The following is a 15,459-nucleotide window of genomic DNA, read 5'->3' on the forward strand; positions in this document are numbered from 1 at the left end:
TACTGATATTTTTCAGGAAGACTACAGCCAATCATGTACCATTTCGACTATTTTTGTGATATTCCCTTTTTCAACTGGAATGTCAGGTACAGAATGTAAAAAGGCTCTTCCATACGATGTGGTCACAAGCCTTCGGTCAAAGACAAAAATCAACCCTCTGTCATTAGTTGTTCGAATCAGCCTTCCAAACCCTTGCTTAAACCGTAGAACCGCTTCTGGCAGAGATAGTTCATTAAAAGGGCTGCCCCCGCTTTCCTTGATTATGGAACATTTTGCAGCTGTGATTGGTTCATCAGGAGGTGTAAATGGGAGCCTCACGATGATTAAACATGAGAGGTCCTCTCCAGGAATATCGACACCCTCCCAGAAACTGCTGGTCCCGAACAAAATCGCTTTGTCGAACCGCTTGAAATTCCTGGTCAACCTTGTCCTGCTGCCTGCTGTAATACCCTGTGCAATTAAAATAAATTCTTCAAGTAGACCGCTCTCTTTAATTAATTCATACGCCTTCTTCAGCATTTCATGTGATGTGAATAAAATCAGCATCCTGCCTTTCGTTGCTTCTGCGATGGAGATGATATGTTCTGTTATGGCAGCCACATAGTCATCATGAGACACAGATTTTATATCCGGCAAGTCATCAGGAACAATCAGCTTGACCTGAGAGTCATAAGAAAATGGTGAAGGAATTTGCTTTTCCATGAGAGTATTCTCAAGCCCCAATTCCTTTTTAATAAAACTGAAGGAATTATTGACAGAAAGCGTGGCTGATGTGACCACTACGCTTTTCTTTTTCGCAAAAAATCGTTGAGCCAAATAGTCTGATACATAGACAGGGCGTGAAAAAATGGTTGTTGAGTTTTGCAAAGACCTTAAATCTGCCTCAATCCATCTCACATAGCCACTATCGTCCATAAATAGGGTTCTGGCCGTATCACGGATTGCTTCTAAGTCTTCTTTAACCTGTACAACCTCTTCCAGAATGGATTGCTGCACTCCCGTATATGGACGGTTGCTCTTCCCGGCTTCATTTAGCCTTTCTTCCAGTGCAATAATTAAATCCTTTAAGTCAAAATAAAATCTTTCTGCTGTTGTTTTCAATGCTGTCCAAACACGATTATCCCTGTCCGGAATCATGCCTGCATGTATTTTGCTACCATAGGCTTTATTCTTAACCGACTTTCTTGCATATGTTCCAGCAAGCTTAAAGAGTTCCTCGGTTTCATATACCAAATCGGAAATCAACTGGCTGACCTCAAAGGTATGCAGTCTGCCGTCTCCTGATTCATTTTGCAGCAATCTCTCCAATTTATAAAACAATTGGTTTTGGTCATAAAGTCCAAGCTGATTCAGTACAAGCCTGACAGCCAGATAATCCAGCGACCTCCCAAAGTATTTTCCTGCTGCCTTTTCAAATTGATGGCCTTCATCAAGAATTACATAGTCATAATTCGGCAGTGGACCCTTTTCAGAAACAAGGTCGGCAAGAAGCATGGCATGATTCGTGATCAGAATATCTGCTTGTTGCGCTTTTTCAACCGCCCTTTGATAAAAGTCATAACTCTCCCAGTGCTTTGTCTTAAGGAAAAGGGCAGGCTCATTCTTTACTTTACTCCAGAAGAGGATACCTCCACTAGACAAATTGAGTTCATCAAAATCTCCGGTCTCTGTTTGTGTAAGCCATACAAGGATTTGCATTTTAGTAAGGGCTGTATCGTAATTTTCTTCTACCTCTCGCAGGGAATGCTCAAACCGGGCCATGCTGATATAGTTGTTTCTTCCTTTAATGAGAGAGGCATTTATTTTCGTACCCAGAACCTCAGCCAGTTTCGGTACATCATTGTGTAAGAGCTGCTCCTGAAGCTGTGTGGTATAGGTACTTACTACAACAGGGTTGTGAATATCCATGGAAAAAATGGCTGCTGGAATCAAATAACCAAGAGACTTGCCTACACCTGTTCCGGCTTCGATGAGAGCATGGCCATTCCTTATGAATGCTTCGTGGACATAATCCATCATCGCGAACTGTCCATGCCTGATCTCATAACCAGAAAAAGCTTTTTGTAGCAAAGTCTTTTTTTCCTCCACTGATTGGGGATACTTAATTACACTATGTATAGCCTTTTGGATTTCAGCTCTCTTTTTCAAGGCAATCCCGCGGTAGACTTCTATATGGTCAGGCAGATCTTCGAGACTGCTCTCCTTCATATTCAAAACATCATCAAAAATCAGGTGAAGATCACTCTTGAGTCCCTCAGAAAGCTTTGCAAGCTCTTTGACTGTAACAAGAGGCAGAGCTTTCGCTGCATCGAGCATGATTAACAGTAATTCTGCGGTCACTTGCGCATCGCTATCAGCCTGGTGTGGACGGTCATGATCCAACCCCTCCCTGGCTGCCAAATCAGTCAGTTTATAGCTGTCAGCTGACGGATAAAGGATTCTTGCCATTTCCACTGTATCGATAACAGGTCCATAAAATCCTTCCTGGCCTGAGTTTATTAATTCTTCTTGTAAAAAAGAAAGGTCAAACAAGACATTATGAGCCACAAAATAAGCATCTTCAAGCATATCAGAAACCTGCGGAGCGATTTCCTCAAATAATGGGGCATTCTTCACCATTGATTCTGAAATTCCTGTCAATTCTTCAATGAAAGCTGGAATCTCCTGCATTGGATTGACAAGCGATGAGAATCTGCCAGTTATCTTTCCACCCTCGATGATCACGGCCCCGAATTGTATAATACGGTCACCCTTTTTAGGGGAATTACCCGTTGTTTCTAAATCTACAACTACAAATTTTTGGCTCATTCTTCAATACACCTCTAACATTCAGTCAAACAAAACCGTATCACAAAATATTGGAAAGTGAAAGCGGGAGTCTCATCCCAGGCCTTTCTACATTCTCTTTCAGGCTTATACCTATTATGACCATTATATAGGAATTTGGATGATCCAATTTAGTTATACTAGTAAAAAAGTCTGTACACCATACTGTATCGGCAGACGTGGACGAATGAGTAATGGTATGAAAAAACTCCCGATGGTTCGGGAGTTTTCTTGTTCTATAGAAATACCGTTTTCTCGGGCTCAGCATGAATCATTTCTACAATACGGTTGTTTTCATCCATCAGCGCTACTTTAGGCTGGTGGGACGGAACCTTCTCTTCCGCTACAAGGGCATAGGAAATGATGATTACGACGTCACCTTCATGGACAAGACGAGCTGCTGCACCGTTAAGGCAAACTACACCGCTCCCTCTTTCCCCAGGTATAATATATGTTTCGAAGCGCGCGCCATTATTATTATTGACAATTTGTACTTTTTCATTAGCAACCATACCGACTGCATCCAGAATATCTGTGTCGATCGTGATGCTGCCGACATAGTTAAGATTAGCTTCAGTAACTCGTGCTCGATGTATTTTAGCATTCATCATGGTGCGGAACATGGAATATAATCCCCCTATATAAGTTATTCTACTTCTAAAATGGTATTATCAATCAATCTGGCTTTAGAGAACTTCACCGCAAGCGCTACGATAACTTTCCCCTTCAGCATTTTCATTTCTTCTAGCTCAGGATAGGAATAGATTTCAATATAATCAACTGTACCAGTCGTATTTTCATTTATATGATTTTTCATCAAACTGACAAGTTCATCAGAATTTCTTTCGCCATTTTCTATTGCACTTTTAGCCATCTTCAGGCTCTTGCTAAGTTCAACCGCCTGTATTCTTTCCTCTTCAGATAAGTAGACATTTCTTGAACTCTTTGCAAGACCATCTTCTTCACGGACTGTTTCAACCGGAATCAATTGTATTGGAAAATTAAAATCCTTGATCAAACCATCGACCACTGCAACCTGTTGGGCATCCTTCAGCCCAAAATACGCTTTAGTCGGCAGGATGATATTGAACAGTTTGAAAAGAACTGTTGCTACTCCATCAAAATGGCCAGGCCTTGACTTTCCGCACAGTACATTGGTCCTTTCAACAACATTGACCTTAACTGAAGCATTTCCTGGATACATTTCTTCAGCGGAAGGATAAAAGATAAAATCCACACCTTCAGCTTCCGCGATTTTATGGTCGCGCTCAAAATCGCGTGGATAGGCATCCAAATCCTCAGACGGACCGAACTGGAGGGGATTCACAAAAATGCTCAGGACAACAATGTCATTTTCCGGACGGGCCTTCTTCATTAATGAAATATGGCCTTCATGGAGGAAGCCCATGGTTGGTACATACCCGATGGTTTTCCCTTCAGATTTCAGTTTTTGCATTTGTTCTTGCATCTCGGTGATGGTTCTGACGATTTTCATTCTTTTCCCCCGTACAATGCCTTCAATTCTTCTTCCTTCATGGTGAAACTATGTTTATCTTCCGGGAAGGCCTTATGTCTGACTTCAGATACATAGGCATTGAGCCCAGTAGAGATTAGTTCATTTACATTCGTATACTGTTTTACAAATTTCGGGACTCGGTCCACGCCATAGGTGATGATATCATGGTATACAAGAACCTGTCCGTCTACCTCTGCACCAGCCCCGATCCCAATTGTCGGGATAGTTAGGTTCTGGCTGACTTGTTCTGCAAGCTGTTTAGGGACGCATTCCAGCACAAGTGCAAAGGCACCTGCCTCTTCGCACTTTTTCGCGTCATCCATTAATTTCTTTGCATCATCCGCGCTTTTCCCCTGTACTTTATATCCACCAAGTACTCCTACGGATTGCGGAGTTAATCCAAGGTGTGCTACTACCGGGACCCCCGCCTTTGTCAGTGCGTTTATATGGCCGATGACCTCGTCAGCACCTTCTAATTTAACTGCATTTGCCCCTGTTTCCTGCATAATTCTTGCTCCGTTTATAAGCGTGTCTTTGATCGACAGATGATAGCTCATAAATGGCAAATCGACAACAATGAATGTGTTGGCCGCTCCCCGCTTGACTGCCTTCGAATGGTGGATCATATCCTCCATCGTCACCGGAACAGTCGAGTCATAGCCAAGCACGACCATACCAAGGGAATCTCCCACGAGGATCATATCCGCTTCAGCCTGTTCTGCATGTTTTGCAGAAGGATAATCATAGGCCGTTACCATGACGATCTTGTTGCCTGTTTGCTTCATTTTCAAGAAATCAGTTGTTTGTTTCATTTTCATTCCTCCCTTTTTCTGAAGAGGAGATAAAACAATCCATCAATGTCAGACACTAAAAAAGGGCCCATCTATGCCAGAAGGACCCTTTGAAGCCTGTACTTGTTTCATCCCTCTGTCCCAGTCCGCTACCGGATCCAGGCAGAACTATTTTGTTTATTATTAGTCACCAAGGTGCAGTTCTTTCGATACCGCCCAGATTGATTATAGCAAATGACTACTTTTTTGGCTACAAAACGAAATTAACCATCTATCTGGATATCCGCGGAATAGATATGATGAATGTCTCCTGCAGAATCCTCGATTAATAAAACTCCATCTTCCGTTATTCCGGTAGCTTTTCCCTTGATTTCCCCTGTGATTGTTCTTGCAGTGATTTGCTTACCTATGCTGATCGCATAGCTTTCCCACATCAGCTTGATTGGAAAAAAGCCTTTTTCCAGATAAAGCAAATATAATTTCTCCATTTTTTCCAGTATCGACCTGATCAGTTTTTCCCTATCTATCTTTTTGCCAGATTCGATGGAGAGCGACGAAGCAATTGGCCGGATATCCTCCGGGAAGTCTTCAATATCTGTATTCACGTTTATGCCGATGCCAATAATGATTGAATTAATACGGTCAGATTCCGCCTGGAGCTCGGTGAGGATCCCGGTTATTTTCTTTCCGTTAATGAGTATATCATTCGGCCATTTTATTTCGGGCAGCAGGCCTGTTACCTCCTCTATAGCCTGTACTACACCCACTGCTGTGATCAATGTCAGCTGCGGAGCCTTAGGGATCGGAATTTTCGGTCTGAGGATGAGACTCATCCATATTCCAGAGTACTTGGGAGAATGCCATTTCCGATCCATTCTGCCCCTACCTGCAGTTTGCTCTTCGGCAATCACGACTGTTCCTTCTTCGGCATGTTCGTATGCCAGTTTATACGCAATTTTTTGGGTCGATTCCACGCTGTCATGGTAGTGAAGGTTCCTGCCTAAAAATTCAGTGTTTAAACCCAGGTTAATTTTATCTGCAGACATATTGTCAGGGATTGAAACGATCTTATAGCCTTTTTTTCTTACCGCCTCAAACTGAAAACCCTCCTTGCGAAGTTCTTCAATATGCTTCCAAACGGCCGTACGTGTACAGCCCGCAATATCGGCAAGATGTTGTCCTGACAAGTATTCAGTTTCATTTTTTGTAAAGGCATCAATTAACTTTTTTCTGATTTCTGATTGAACCCGCTCAGCCATTTCTTTATTTTCTCCTTCTCATTTGGTACAACGCCATAAATCACAGAACGCTCAATTTCTTCAATAGTCTGGCGCAGCCATGGTCCAGGAGGTTGATTCATCCAGTCCATGACATCGTTCCCCGTTACGTCTAATTCCTTGCGGTGCTTAATTGGAAGCTGCTCATACAATTCCCTGATCTTATTTAAATTGACGCTATTATTTTGGAGGGATGAATATACTATTTCAGCACTAATCGCATCTTCCAGCCCTGCATTATAGACCAATTCCAGATTCCAGTCATTTTCAAGGCGATGTATTAATAATGAAAGAGTTTTGATGATCCTCTTAATTTTATTGACTGGGAGCTTCCATTCTCTCAAGAAAACATCAATTTCTTTATCCTTCAACCCTAATTCGTAAACTAACAGAACCCAGGAATCTGTCAGTTTGAAGTTCTCTGTCAAACGACTCGAAAAACGTATCATTGTATCACTACGACCTTTCAAGCCTGGCAAATAGTGTATCATCCCGCTATCCGCCAGCAAATGGACCGCTTCTCTCCTGCCTGTACCCATGAGCAATTTCTCAAATTCCACCGTTTTCCGTTCGACTGCGATGTTGTCCAACAGGTGAGATAGAGCGCAAAGCGATTCTAAAGTACGTTTTTCAATTGAAAAAGATAATTGTGACTGGAATCTGACAGCCCTTAACATCCTTAGTGCATCTTCTCCGAATCGTTCTTCCGGATTGCCTACAGTGGCTATCTGTTTGTTTTTTATTGCCTCTTTTCCTGCGAAAGGATCGATAATGTTCCCTTCTTTGTCCATCGCCATAGCATTCATCGTAAAATCCCGACGCTGAAGATCTTCCTTTAATGACCGAATGAATGAAACCTTATCAGGCCTGCGGAAATCAGAGTAGTTTCCTTCTGAACGGAATGTCGTGATTTCGTAGTGGCCATTCTTATGATGGACGAGTATAGTTCCATGTTCAATTCCCACATCATTGGTTTTAGGGAAAATTTCTTTTAACTCCTCAGGTAACGCCGAGGTAGCGATATCCACATCGGATATTTCGCGGCCCAGGATATGATCCCTGACAGAACCGCCGACAAAATAGGCTTCAAATCCAGCATTCTCGATTAATTGAAGGACAGGTACTGCCTGTTTGAATGGATCGCCGATCATTGTTCTTCCTGCCCAACGAGGGTATAGTAAATGCTTTCATATTCAGAAACAATCTGTTCAGCGCTGAAACTCTTCTCCGCCCGTTCTATCGAGTTTTCAGCAAATCTCTTGTGTAAGGCCGGATTGGAAAGGATATTAACAGCCTTCTTGGTAATTTCTTCAGTATTTCCTAATTCACACACGAATCCCGTCTCTCCATCTACGATTACTTCCGGGATTCCGCCTACATTCGTTCCGATACATGGCACGCCACAAGCCATCGCTTCCAAAGCGACCAATCCGAAACTTTCTTTTTCTGAAAGGAGAAGCATTAAATCACTAATTGAATATAATTCCTCAACTCTCTCCTGTTTACCAAGAAGAAGGACTTTGTCTCGTATCCCTAGTTCACTTGCAAGACTGCAGACAGTCTTCATTTCCGGGCCATCTCCTACCAGCAAAAGTTTAGCCGGCATTTTTTCTGCAATTCCTGCGAATGCTTTGATGACATCAGGAACTCTTTTAACTGGCCGGAAGTTGGAAACATGGATGACCACTTTTTCTTCAGGCAGGATTCCAAATTCCTTTTTAAGGTCCAGCGAGTCAATTCGTTTGTTGACACGAGTGTCGATGAAATTATAAACGCAGTCAATTTCTTTATCCGGTTTGATTAAATCATATGTCTGCTGAATGAGCGAATTGGACACTGCTGTAACATAGTCCGACTTTTCAATTCCGAAACGAATAGCATCTGTAAGAGATGGATCATATCCAAGTACAGTTATATCGGTACCATGAAGCGTAGTGACAATCTTCAGATCCCGCCCGCTCATCTGGCGGGCCAAAATGGCACAGACCGCATGGGGGATTGCATAATGCACGTGCAGGACATCTAGATTTTCCATAACAGCGACCTCTGCAATTTTGCTTGCAAGCGCGATATCATATGGCGGATATTGAAAGACAGAATATTGATTGACTTCTACCTCATGAGAATAGATATTTCGATACATCTTCTTCAACCGGAAGGGAAGGCTCGAGGAGATAAAATGGATCTCATGGCCTTTCTCTGCCAGCAGCTTCCCGAGTTCTGTTGCGACAACTCCAGACCCTCCTACCGTCGGGTAACAGGTGATGCCAATTTTTAATTTTTTCATTTTCCTTCCCCTAACAAATCCTTTTGGATTAACAATGGTTTTTTTGACATGAAACCCTCAGCATAGGCAACACCGGCTTCTTTGCCAAATAGTTTCTCGCGGGCCTCAACTGTTTCGATATAGCCATTCACAAGCGGAGTATCGAATGTGGCTGCCCCTTTCATGAATTGGCTTTCATAGGCATTCAGCGCATTGATTTTTATATGGATCGTCTCTGAAACATCAACAACAAAATCGGGTTTATGGAATCCATTAATCATATAAAAATATAAAGCTTTTGGCCTATGTGGTGCCAATCCATGCTCTTCATCATATCTTCTTACTGCTGCCGAAAAGACCGCCTCCTCGACAAGGCGGGCACAGCTGCCATGGTCAGGATGACGGTCATCAAAATAAGGTGCAAAAACTATGTCCGGTGTGTTACGCCTGATCACTCTAACAATTTCCCTTATGTATTCATCCTTTAAAAACAAGCCTCTGTCCGGCAAATCAAGTGCTTCCCTCATCTTCACCCCAAGAATGCCGGCTGCTTCATTTGCTTCACGTCTCCTCGTATCTACCGTTCCATTCGAAGACATCTCCGCTTTCGTCAAATCACATATCCCAATGGATTTTCCTTCGGCAGCATATTTTGCGATTGTTCCACCCATGCCGATTTCCACATCATCAGCATGGGCACCGAATGCCAGTATATCAAGATTCATTGGTTCCATGTACATCACCAGTTTCTTCTTTCACTATATTTCGCCAGTCCAGGTCTCCTCTTTCGATTCCTTTGACGAGAATCTCCGCTGTTCCCATATTGGTCGCAAGCGGGACAGAATATACATCACAAAGCCGTAGCAGGGCTGTCACATCAGGCTCATGCGGCTGGGCAGTAAGTGGATCCCTGAAGAAGAATACTGCATCCATTAGATTGTTGGCGATTCGTGCGCCGATTTCCTGGTCACCGCCAAGGGGGCCGGATTGAAACCTTGTCACGTTCAGGCCGGTTGCTTCAATGATCCTTAGCCCTGTAGTTCCAGTAGCGAATAATGTATGTTTCTCAAAGATTTCTTTATAAGCGACTGCGAAACCCACAAGATCATCTTTCTTTTTATCGTGGGCAATTAAGGCAATATTCATTGGTTTCTCCCCTATTCAATGATATTCTCTAGTCCGTAAACAAAACCATCCATTTTCATGACGGTATCCACCGCAAGCTTTACCCCGGACATAAAGGAGCTTCGATTATACGAATCATGGCGTATCGTCAATGTTTGTCCGTCAGCGCCAAATAACACTTGCTGGTGTGCAATAAGTCCAGGAAGCCTAACAGAATGAATATGCATTCCTTCATAATCCGCACCGCGGGCACCCTGAATCGTTTCTTTCTCGTCAGCATGGCCCTGTTTTTTAGGCTCACGAACATCCGATATCATTTGAGCCGTTTTTACGGCTGTACCTGATGGCGCATCCAGCTTCTGATCATGGTGCAGTTCAATTATTTCAACATCATTGAAATATTTGGCGGCCATTTGCGAGAATTTCATCATCAGCACTGCTCCGACTGCAAAATTCGGTGCAATGATACAGCCTGTTTCCTGTTGTGCGCAAAGCTGTTCAAGTTCTTCAAGGTCTTCTTGACTGAACCCTGTTGTCCCTACTACTGGGCGAACTTTATATTTCAATGCAGTCCTTGTATGGAACATGCCGACTTCAGGTGTCGTCAAATCGATCAATACGTCTGGCTCTACTTCCTGAAGACATTTCTCAAAATCCGTATAGATTAAGGCTTCACTCTCCGGAAAACCGTCGAGCTCCCCAATTTTCATTCCTTCATACTTTCGGTCAACAACTCCTGCGAGTTCATATTCTTCTGTTCCCAGCACGAGGTTGACAGCCTCTTTTCCCATTCTTCCACGTGGTCCTGCAATGACTATTTTTACTTTTCCCATCATCCCTTGTCTCCTTTAACTGTCTTTTCTCGTCCAGCGGTCTTTGTCCCTTGTATTGAACTTTTTCATGACCATGTTATGTGCTTCTTCCAGGTCTATATTTAAAGAGTTGGCAAAACAAATCATAACAAATAGCATATCTCCCAGCTCTTCTTCAATTGTCTTTTCCTTTTCATCATTCTTCTTTGGCTTCTCGCCATAAAAATGGTTTACCTCGCGAGCCAGCTCACCCAGCTCCTCGGTCATGCGTGCAGTCAATGCGAGCGGACTGAAGTATCCCTCTTTAAACTGGCTAATATATGCATCCACTTCCTGCTGGAGTTCTTTCATCGTTTTATTTTCACTCAAGAAACTCACCCAACCTTTAGTATGTATGTTGTTCTATTATCTATATCGATGTTAGCTTAATGGAGGTACTTTGACAAATATTTTTATTTCAAACTAATTATGGACATACCAACAATGAAGCTTTATATCAGTATGAACCGGACGTGGAGTGTAGAAAATTCCGACTCTTCATGTCCCTCCTGTAAAAGATTGCCCTTGTTGGTTATATTTTATATAATATAAGCGCTTCATTTGGTTCATTTTAGTCGTACTTTTAGGAGGAATAAACGTGCTGAAGGGCTTAAAATTCAAAAACATCTTTTTCATTTTGCTTGGTGCGGCTATTTTTTCATTCGGTCTTGTTCATTTCAATATGCAGAATAACCTGGCAGAAGGCGGATTCACCGGTATTACACTCTTGCTTTATTTCGTATTCGGCTGGTCTCCATCGATCACGAACTTATTATTAAACCTGCCGCTGTTTTTTATAGGCTGGAAGCTGCTTGGACGGAATGTATTCATTTATACCATCATAGGAACTGTAGGTGTTTCCATATTTCTGGCTATATTCCAGAAATATCAGATTCAGATGCCCCTATATGAAGACTTATTTTTAGCTGCTTTGTTTGCGGGCGTGTTCATTGGGATTGGTCTCGGTATCATCTTCCGTTATGGCGGAACAACAGGCGGAGTCGACATTATCGCAAGACTTGCGCAAAAATATTTTGGGTGGACGATGGGCCGGACAATGTTCATGTTCGACTTTGGTGTTATAACTCTTTCCCTTCTTACATACCTCAACTATAGGGAGGCCATGTATACACTTGTAGTTGTTTTTGTGGGGGCAAGGGTAATCGACTTTATGCAAGAAGGGGCATACGCTGCAAGAGGAGCCATGATTATCTCAGAAAATAATGAAGAGATCGCAGCAAAAATCATGAAGGAAATGGACCGGGGTGTCACAAGCCTAAAAGCTGTAGGCTCTTATACGAAAGCTGAAAGAGATGTTTTATACTGCGTGGTAGCCAAGAACGAAATTGTCCGATTGAAAAGTGTCATTAATTCAGTCGACCCACACGCTTTTGTGTCGGTCACAGTGGTCCATGATGTACTTGGTGAAGGGTTTACGCTTGATGAAAACAAATTGCCTTTGGAGAGATAAAAAATCGCACAGAACAAAAAGCGCAATTGCCTTGGTCAGCCTACTCCAAAGGTTGATATATTATTTTCTAATTAACAAAAAAATCCGGAGAATTCTCCGGATTTTTTTATTCTTCACTGGTCATTCCAGTATATATCATCACTAAGCGCAACAGTTCAAGGACCGCAACCGCTGCTGCAGCTACATAGGTCAAAGCAGCTGCATTCAAAACTTTCTTTGTTTCTCTTTCTTCATCATTGCGAATGATGCCATTTGAAACTACCAGGTCCATTGCCCTGTTGGAAGCGTTGAATTCCACCGGCAAGGTTATGATCTGGAAAACAACAGCAGCAGCCATGAATAGGATACCAAGTAACAGTAAACCGCTTAATTGAGCAAAAATCCCAATTAGGATCAGGATCCAGGAAAAGTTTGACCCTAAGCTTGCCACTGGAACAAGCGCATGGCGGAAGCGAAGGAATGCATAGTCCTCAGCATCCTGAATCGCATGGCCTACCTCATGAGCAGCAATTGCTGCTGCTGCGACTGAATGGCCGAAAAAGTTTCCGGAGGATAAACGGACAACCTTTGAACGCGGGTCGTAGTGGTCACTTAAATAACCTCTTGTTTCCTCGACGCCAACATTATATAAACCGTTATCATCCAAGATCTTACGCGCTACCTCAGCCCCAGTCATTTGTGACGAAGAAGCGACCTGTGAATATTTCTTGTATGCTCCTTTTACTTTGAATTGAGCCCATAATGGGATCAAAATAATAAGCGCAAAATAAATTAACGTAGACATCTAGTACCTCCCCTTACAACTCTTGCTGTTATCATTATTTTATTAATACTAGATAGCGGTGTCAATTTTTTCGTTCTTTTTGTACATTTCTCTTTTTCTCATTGTCCCCTCTATATTTTCTCCAACCAACATAGGACAATGTAAGAATGATGATGCTTCCAGTAGAAATCATTACCCACCACAGGGATGGATCCGCTTCATCCTCGGTCATGTCATCAAAGATATTCTGCAAGTCCGACTCAAGGGCTTCCAGTTCCTCCTGGCTGGTGGCTTCTTCGAGAACTTGGGGCCGATACTGGTCAATAAAGCTGATTTTAGCATCAACTTTTTGGATTCTTTCCGGTGTGATGTCAATCTTCATGCTCGGATAAATGACATTATACAATGACAGAAATGAATTAAGGTTCGAATGGAATTCGTCATTATCACCTTCATAAGCAGCAGTCTTCATATCATTGAATACTGTCATGATGGGACCTTCCATTTCAGTCCATAACGGCTGATGAGTGGAGGCAATCGCATCAATTACAAGTCTGAATTTTGTAACCCGATTCATCCTTTCAGCATGTCCCAGGTCATTGTTTGCCACCGCTTCAACTGCTTCATCATGCGCTACAGTAATAATCCGCAATTCATCCATAGTGAATGGACGACCATCCCCGGCGACTATCAGGAATTCTTCTGAAAAATGATTCAACAATCTGTTCGCATCATCATATCGGTGAAGTTTGACCATTTGCAGAGCTTGGTCTGATATATTGTCCAGTTCCTCAACAGGCGACTGTGGTTCTGCGTATGCTGCGAACGGCGCAAGCAATAATAGTAGCACCGTAAAGAATAAAAGATATTTTGCTCTCATTCCTGTCCCCCCTCTAAATACTATTAAAATGTATGAGAGGGTGGACAAGGTTAGACCAAAATTAAAGGGTTATCTTGATCTTTTTAGCGAGAGTGCGAATCGCTCAGGCCGCAGTCCGAAATAATAACCAACGGCAATTGAGAAAATGCTCAGCCAGAATGTAAAGTATCCAATTTGGTCCATATATAAATCTAGCGTATGGTACCTAGGCATCATTTCAAAAACATAGTCAATGATTTCATTATGAAGAACGACCACTGCAGCGACAATCAAATGCCATGCTTTCATCCGATAAAAAGGAGCGTATAACACCCCTTCCACCGCCATCGCAAAATGGGAAGCCATCAGCATGAGGCCGATCCAGTCGAGCTGGCCTGAAACGAAGAACACCATTGAGTTCATGACCACAGCCCATAGGCCATATTTGACTAAGCTTACGATAGCCAATGCTTCCATTAAAGGCCAATTTCTCCCCATAAGGAATGCCCCCAAAACGAATACAAAAAACAAGCTTGCAGTTGGACTATCTGGGACGAAAAGAAGAAACCGCGGTGGTGTATCGATAAGCTGCCATTTGTACCAATAGTACCCGTAGGCTGTCCCTAACACATTCACCCAAAATAACAGCCACAAGACGGACCTATTCCCTAGTAAAGGGTATAATCTTTTTATCATCTTGACTATCTCCATTCCCAAGTTTTCTATCACTATTATTACAGTTTGTAGAAAATAATCCAAGTTTTCCTTGATCTTTCATTAAGTGCTATATGTATTTAATTCAATCCTTATTCAAGATTCAACTTACCCTATGTATGAAGGAGACCAAAGTCAGAGTATTTATCCGTCTACATGAAAAAGAACCTGCAAGTTATCTTACAGGTTCTTTGAAATATTACTCGCTTAGGCCGTCGATGAATTCAGCAAGTGTCTGAAGTTCTTCGTCAGTACCTTTGAAGACAGCAGGCATGTTACCTTGACCATTCTTGGCAACGTCTGCAATTTCTTCAGCATTCAATTTAGTATCCAACAGACTTGGCGCAGTAGCACTGCCCCCGAACTCCCCACCGTGGCAGGAAGTACATGTCTGTGCTTGTGCGATTTTATATCCGTCAGAGTTCTTGTCGATCTCAACATCGACGATCGCTCCCTGCTTCTTGGCTGCTTCCCAGTCATGGTGGGCAACAGATTCCCAAGTAAGGTAGAAGATTGAAGCGATTGCCAACAGCATAAAACCAGTAGCAAGTGGACGCTTTGATGGACGGCGTTCTGGACCGCGGTCAATAAACGGCGCAAGCAATAATGCACCAAATGCAAGACCCGGAATTACCATAGCTCCAATTACTGTATATGGCCCGGAAGCATAAGAATATTTAAGCAATTGATATAAGAATAAGAAATACCAGTCTGGCAATGGAATATACCCTGTATCAGTAGGGTCGGCAATCCTCTCAAGCGGAGACGGGTGAGCAATTGTCAAGCTCAAGTATCCGATGAGGAAGACCGCACCAACCATCCATTCCTTCAACAGGAAGTTTGGCCAAAACGCTTCCGTTTTGCCAGGGTATTCCGAGTAGTCTTTCGGAATATTAGGCTTGCGTTCTGCAGGGACACGAGAGTCTCCTACGAACTTCATACCTTTACCACGATGCATCGAGCAATCCCCTCCTTTTTCCGTATCATTGGCGAATCACGG

At 42.8% G+C, this 15,459-nt stretch carries 16 protein-coding genes; 1 reads left to right on the forward strand and 15 read right to left on the reverse strand.

Annotated elements, in window-relative coordinates:
- Positions 1–21 precede the first annotated feature (21 nt).
- From dinG to LGO15_RS15695, 11 genes are all read right to left on the reverse strand, one after another.
- Entirely contained in the window at positions 22–2,808 is a 2,787-nt protein-coding gene (gene dinG, locus LGO15_RS15645; protein WP_226085224.1) for an ATP-dependent DNA helicase DinG, read from the reverse strand.
- A 254-nt stretch (positions 2,809–3,062) separates the two neighbouring features.
- Positions 3,063–3,449: an aspartate 1-decarboxylase gene (gene panD / locus LGO15_RS15650; protein WP_226085225.1), complete on the reverse strand. Its 387-nt coding sequence runs from the start codon at positions 3,447–3,449 to the stop codon at positions 3,063–3,065.
- Positions 3,450–3,472: 23 nt separating this feature from the next.
- Positions 3,473–4,321 carry a pantoate--beta-alanine ligase gene (panC, locus tag LGO15_RS15655; protein WP_226085226.1) on the reverse strand — a complete coding sequence of 283 codons (849 nt, stop codon included), beginning with the start codon at positions 4,319–4,321 and terminating at the stop codon, positions 3,473–3,475.
- Positions 4,318–5,154 (reverse strand): 3-methyl-2-oxobutanoate hydroxymethyltransferase, encoded by an 837-nt coding sequence (gene panB, locus LGO15_RS15660; protein ID WP_226085227.1) that lies wholly within the window; start codon positions 5,152–5,154, stop codon positions 4,318–4,320. Before panB ends, panC begins: the two co-directional genes overlap by 4 nt.
- Positions 5,155–5,396: 242 nt before the next feature.
- A complete protein-coding gene (locus LGO15_RS15665; protein WP_226085228.1) occupies positions 5,397–6,392 on the reverse strand; it encodes a biotin--[acetyl-CoA-carboxylase] ligase in 996 nt (331 codons plus the stop codon).
- Positions 6,353–7,561 (reverse strand): CCA tRNA nucleotidyltransferase, encoded by a 1,209-nt coding sequence (locus LGO15_RS15670; RefSeq protein ID WP_318999789.1) that lies wholly within the window; start codon positions 7,559–7,561, stop codon positions 6,353–6,355. Before LGO15_RS15670 ends, LGO15_RS15665 begins: the two co-directional genes overlap by 40 nt.
- Entirely contained in the window at positions 7,558–8,697 is a 1,140-nt protein-coding gene (bshA, locus tag LGO15_RS15675; RefSeq protein ID WP_226085229.1) for an N-acetyl-alpha-D-glucosaminyl L-malate synthase BshA, read from the reverse strand. Before bshA ends, LGO15_RS15670 begins: the two co-directional genes overlap by 4 nt.
- Complete coding sequence (gene bshB1 / locus LGO15_RS15680) at positions 8,694–9,410, reverse strand: bacillithiol biosynthesis deacetylase BshB1 (protein ID WP_226087911.1); 717 nt, start codon at positions 9,408–9,410, stop codon at positions 8,694–8,696. Before bshB1 ends, bshA begins: the two co-directional genes overlap by 4 nt.
- Complete coding sequence (gene mgsA, locus LGO15_RS15685) at positions 9,391–9,822, reverse strand: methylglyoxal synthase (RefSeq protein WP_167831353.1); 432 nt, start codon at positions 9,820–9,822, stop codon at positions 9,391–9,393. Before mgsA ends, bshB1 begins: the two co-directional genes overlap by 20 nt.
- Before the next feature lie 11 nt (positions 9,823–9,833).
- On the reverse strand, positions 9,834–10,634 hold the full coding sequence (gene dapB, locus LGO15_RS15690; RefSeq protein WP_226087912.1) for a 4-hydroxy-tetrahydrodipicolinate reductase: 801 nt from the start codon (positions 10,632–10,634) through the stop codon (positions 9,834–9,836).
- A gap of 15 nt (positions 10,635–10,649) precedes the next feature.
- Entirely contained in the window at positions 10,650–10,964 is a 315-nt protein-coding gene (locus LGO15_RS15695; RefSeq protein WP_226087913.1) for a nucleotide pyrophosphohydrolase, read from the reverse strand.
- A 286-nt stretch (positions 10,965–11,250) separates the two neighbouring features.
- Here LGO15_RS15695 and LGO15_RS15700 point away from each other — a divergent pair, with 286 nt between their 5' ends.
- Complete coding sequence (locus tag LGO15_RS15700; RefSeq protein WP_167831354.1) at positions 11,251–12,123, forward strand: YitT family protein; 873 nt, start codon at positions 11,251–11,253, stop codon at positions 12,121–12,123.
- 106 nt (positions 12,124–12,229) lie between these two features.
- On the opposite strand, the gene LGO15_RS15705 is transcribed toward LGO15_RS15700, so the two are convergent.
- From LGO15_RS15705 to LGO15_RS15720, 4 genes are all read right to left on the reverse strand, one after another.
- On the reverse strand, positions 12,230–12,907 hold the full coding sequence (locus tag LGO15_RS15705) for a zinc metallopeptidase (protein ID WP_167831355.1): 678 nt from the start codon (positions 12,905–12,907) through the stop codon (positions 12,230–12,232).
- 61 nt (positions 12,908–12,968) lie between these two features.
- The gene (gene ypjB / locus LGO15_RS15710; RefSeq protein WP_226085230.1) at positions 12,969–13,766 is read right to left on the reverse strand and encodes a sporulation protein YpjB; all 798 of its coding nucleotides are present in this window, start codon (positions 13,764–13,766) and stop codon (positions 12,969–12,971) included.
- 69 nt (positions 13,767–13,835) lie between these two features.
- Positions 13,836–14,438: a lipoprotein heptaprenylglyceryl N-acetyltransferase LhaT gene (locus LGO15_RS15715; protein ID WP_167831680.1), complete on the reverse strand. Its 603-nt coding sequence runs from the start codon at positions 14,436–14,438 to the stop codon at positions 13,836–13,838.
- A 220-nt stretch (positions 14,439–14,658) separates the two neighbouring features.
- Entirely contained in the window at positions 14,659–15,417 is a 759-nt protein-coding gene (locus LGO15_RS15720) for a menaquinol-cytochrome c reductase cytochrome b/c subunit (protein ID WP_226085231.1), read from the reverse strand.
- Positions 15,418–15,459: the final 42 nt, after the last annotated feature.

Source organism: Mesobacillus sp. S13, from assembly GCF_020422885.1.
Classification (GTDB): Bacteria; Bacillota; Bacilli; order Bacillales; family Cytobacillaceae; genus Mesobacillus; species Mesobacillus selenatarsenatis_A.

Bases quoted from the DNA above. Each gene is read 5' to 3' on its own strand.
- dinG (WP_226085224.1), bottom strand. From the start codon at position 2,808: ATGAGCCAAAAATTTGTAGTTGTAGATTTAGAAACAACGGGTAATTCC.
- panD (WP_226085225.1), bottom strand. From the start codon at position 3,449: ATGTTCCGCACCATGATGAATGCTAAAATACATCGAGCACGAGTTACT.
- panC (WP_226085226.1), bottom strand. From the start codon at position 4,321: ATGAAAATCGTCAGAACCATCACCGAGATGCAAGAACAAATGCAAAAA.
- panB (WP_226085227.1), bottom strand. From the start codon at position 5,154: ATGAAACAAACAACTGATTTCTTGAAAATGAAGCAAACAGGCAACAAG.
- LGO15_RS15665 (WP_226085228.1), bottom strand. From the start codon at position 6,392: ATGGCTGAGCGGGTTCAATCAGAAATCAGAAAAAAGTTAATTGATGCC.
- LGO15_RS15670 (WP_318999789.1), bottom strand. From the start codon at position 7,561: ATGATCGGCGATCCATTCAAACAGGCAGTACCTGTCCTTCAATTAATC.
- bshA (WP_226085229.1), bottom strand. From the start codon at position 8,697: ATGAAAAAATTAAAAATTGGCATCACCTGTTACCCGACGGTAGGAGGG.
- bshB1 (WP_226087911.1), bottom strand. From the start codon at position 9,410: ATGGAACCAATGAATCTTGATATACTGGCATTCGGTGCCCATGCTGAT.
- mgsA (WP_167831353.1), bottom strand. From the start codon at position 9,822: ATGAATATTGCCTTAATTGCCCACGATAAAAAGAAAGATGATCTTGTG.
- dapB (WP_226087912.1), bottom strand. From the start codon at position 10,634: ATGGGAAAAGTAAAAATAGTCATTGCAGGACCACGTGGAAGAATGGGA.
- LGO15_RS15695 (WP_226087913.1), bottom strand. From the start codon at position 10,964: ATGAAAGAACTCCAGCAGGAAGTGGATGCATATATTAGCCAGTTTAAA.
- LGO15_RS15705 (WP_167831355.1), bottom strand. From the start codon at position 12,907: ATGTCTACGTTAATTTATTTTGCGCTTATTATTTTGATCCCATTATGG.
- ypjB (WP_226085230.1), bottom strand. From the start codon at position 13,766: ATGAGAGCAAAATATCTTTTATTCTTTACGGTGCTACTATTATTGCTT.
- LGO15_RS15720 (WP_226085231.1), bottom strand. From the start codon at position 15,417: ATGCATCGTGGTAAAGGTATGAAGTTCGTAGGAGACTCTCGTGTCCCT.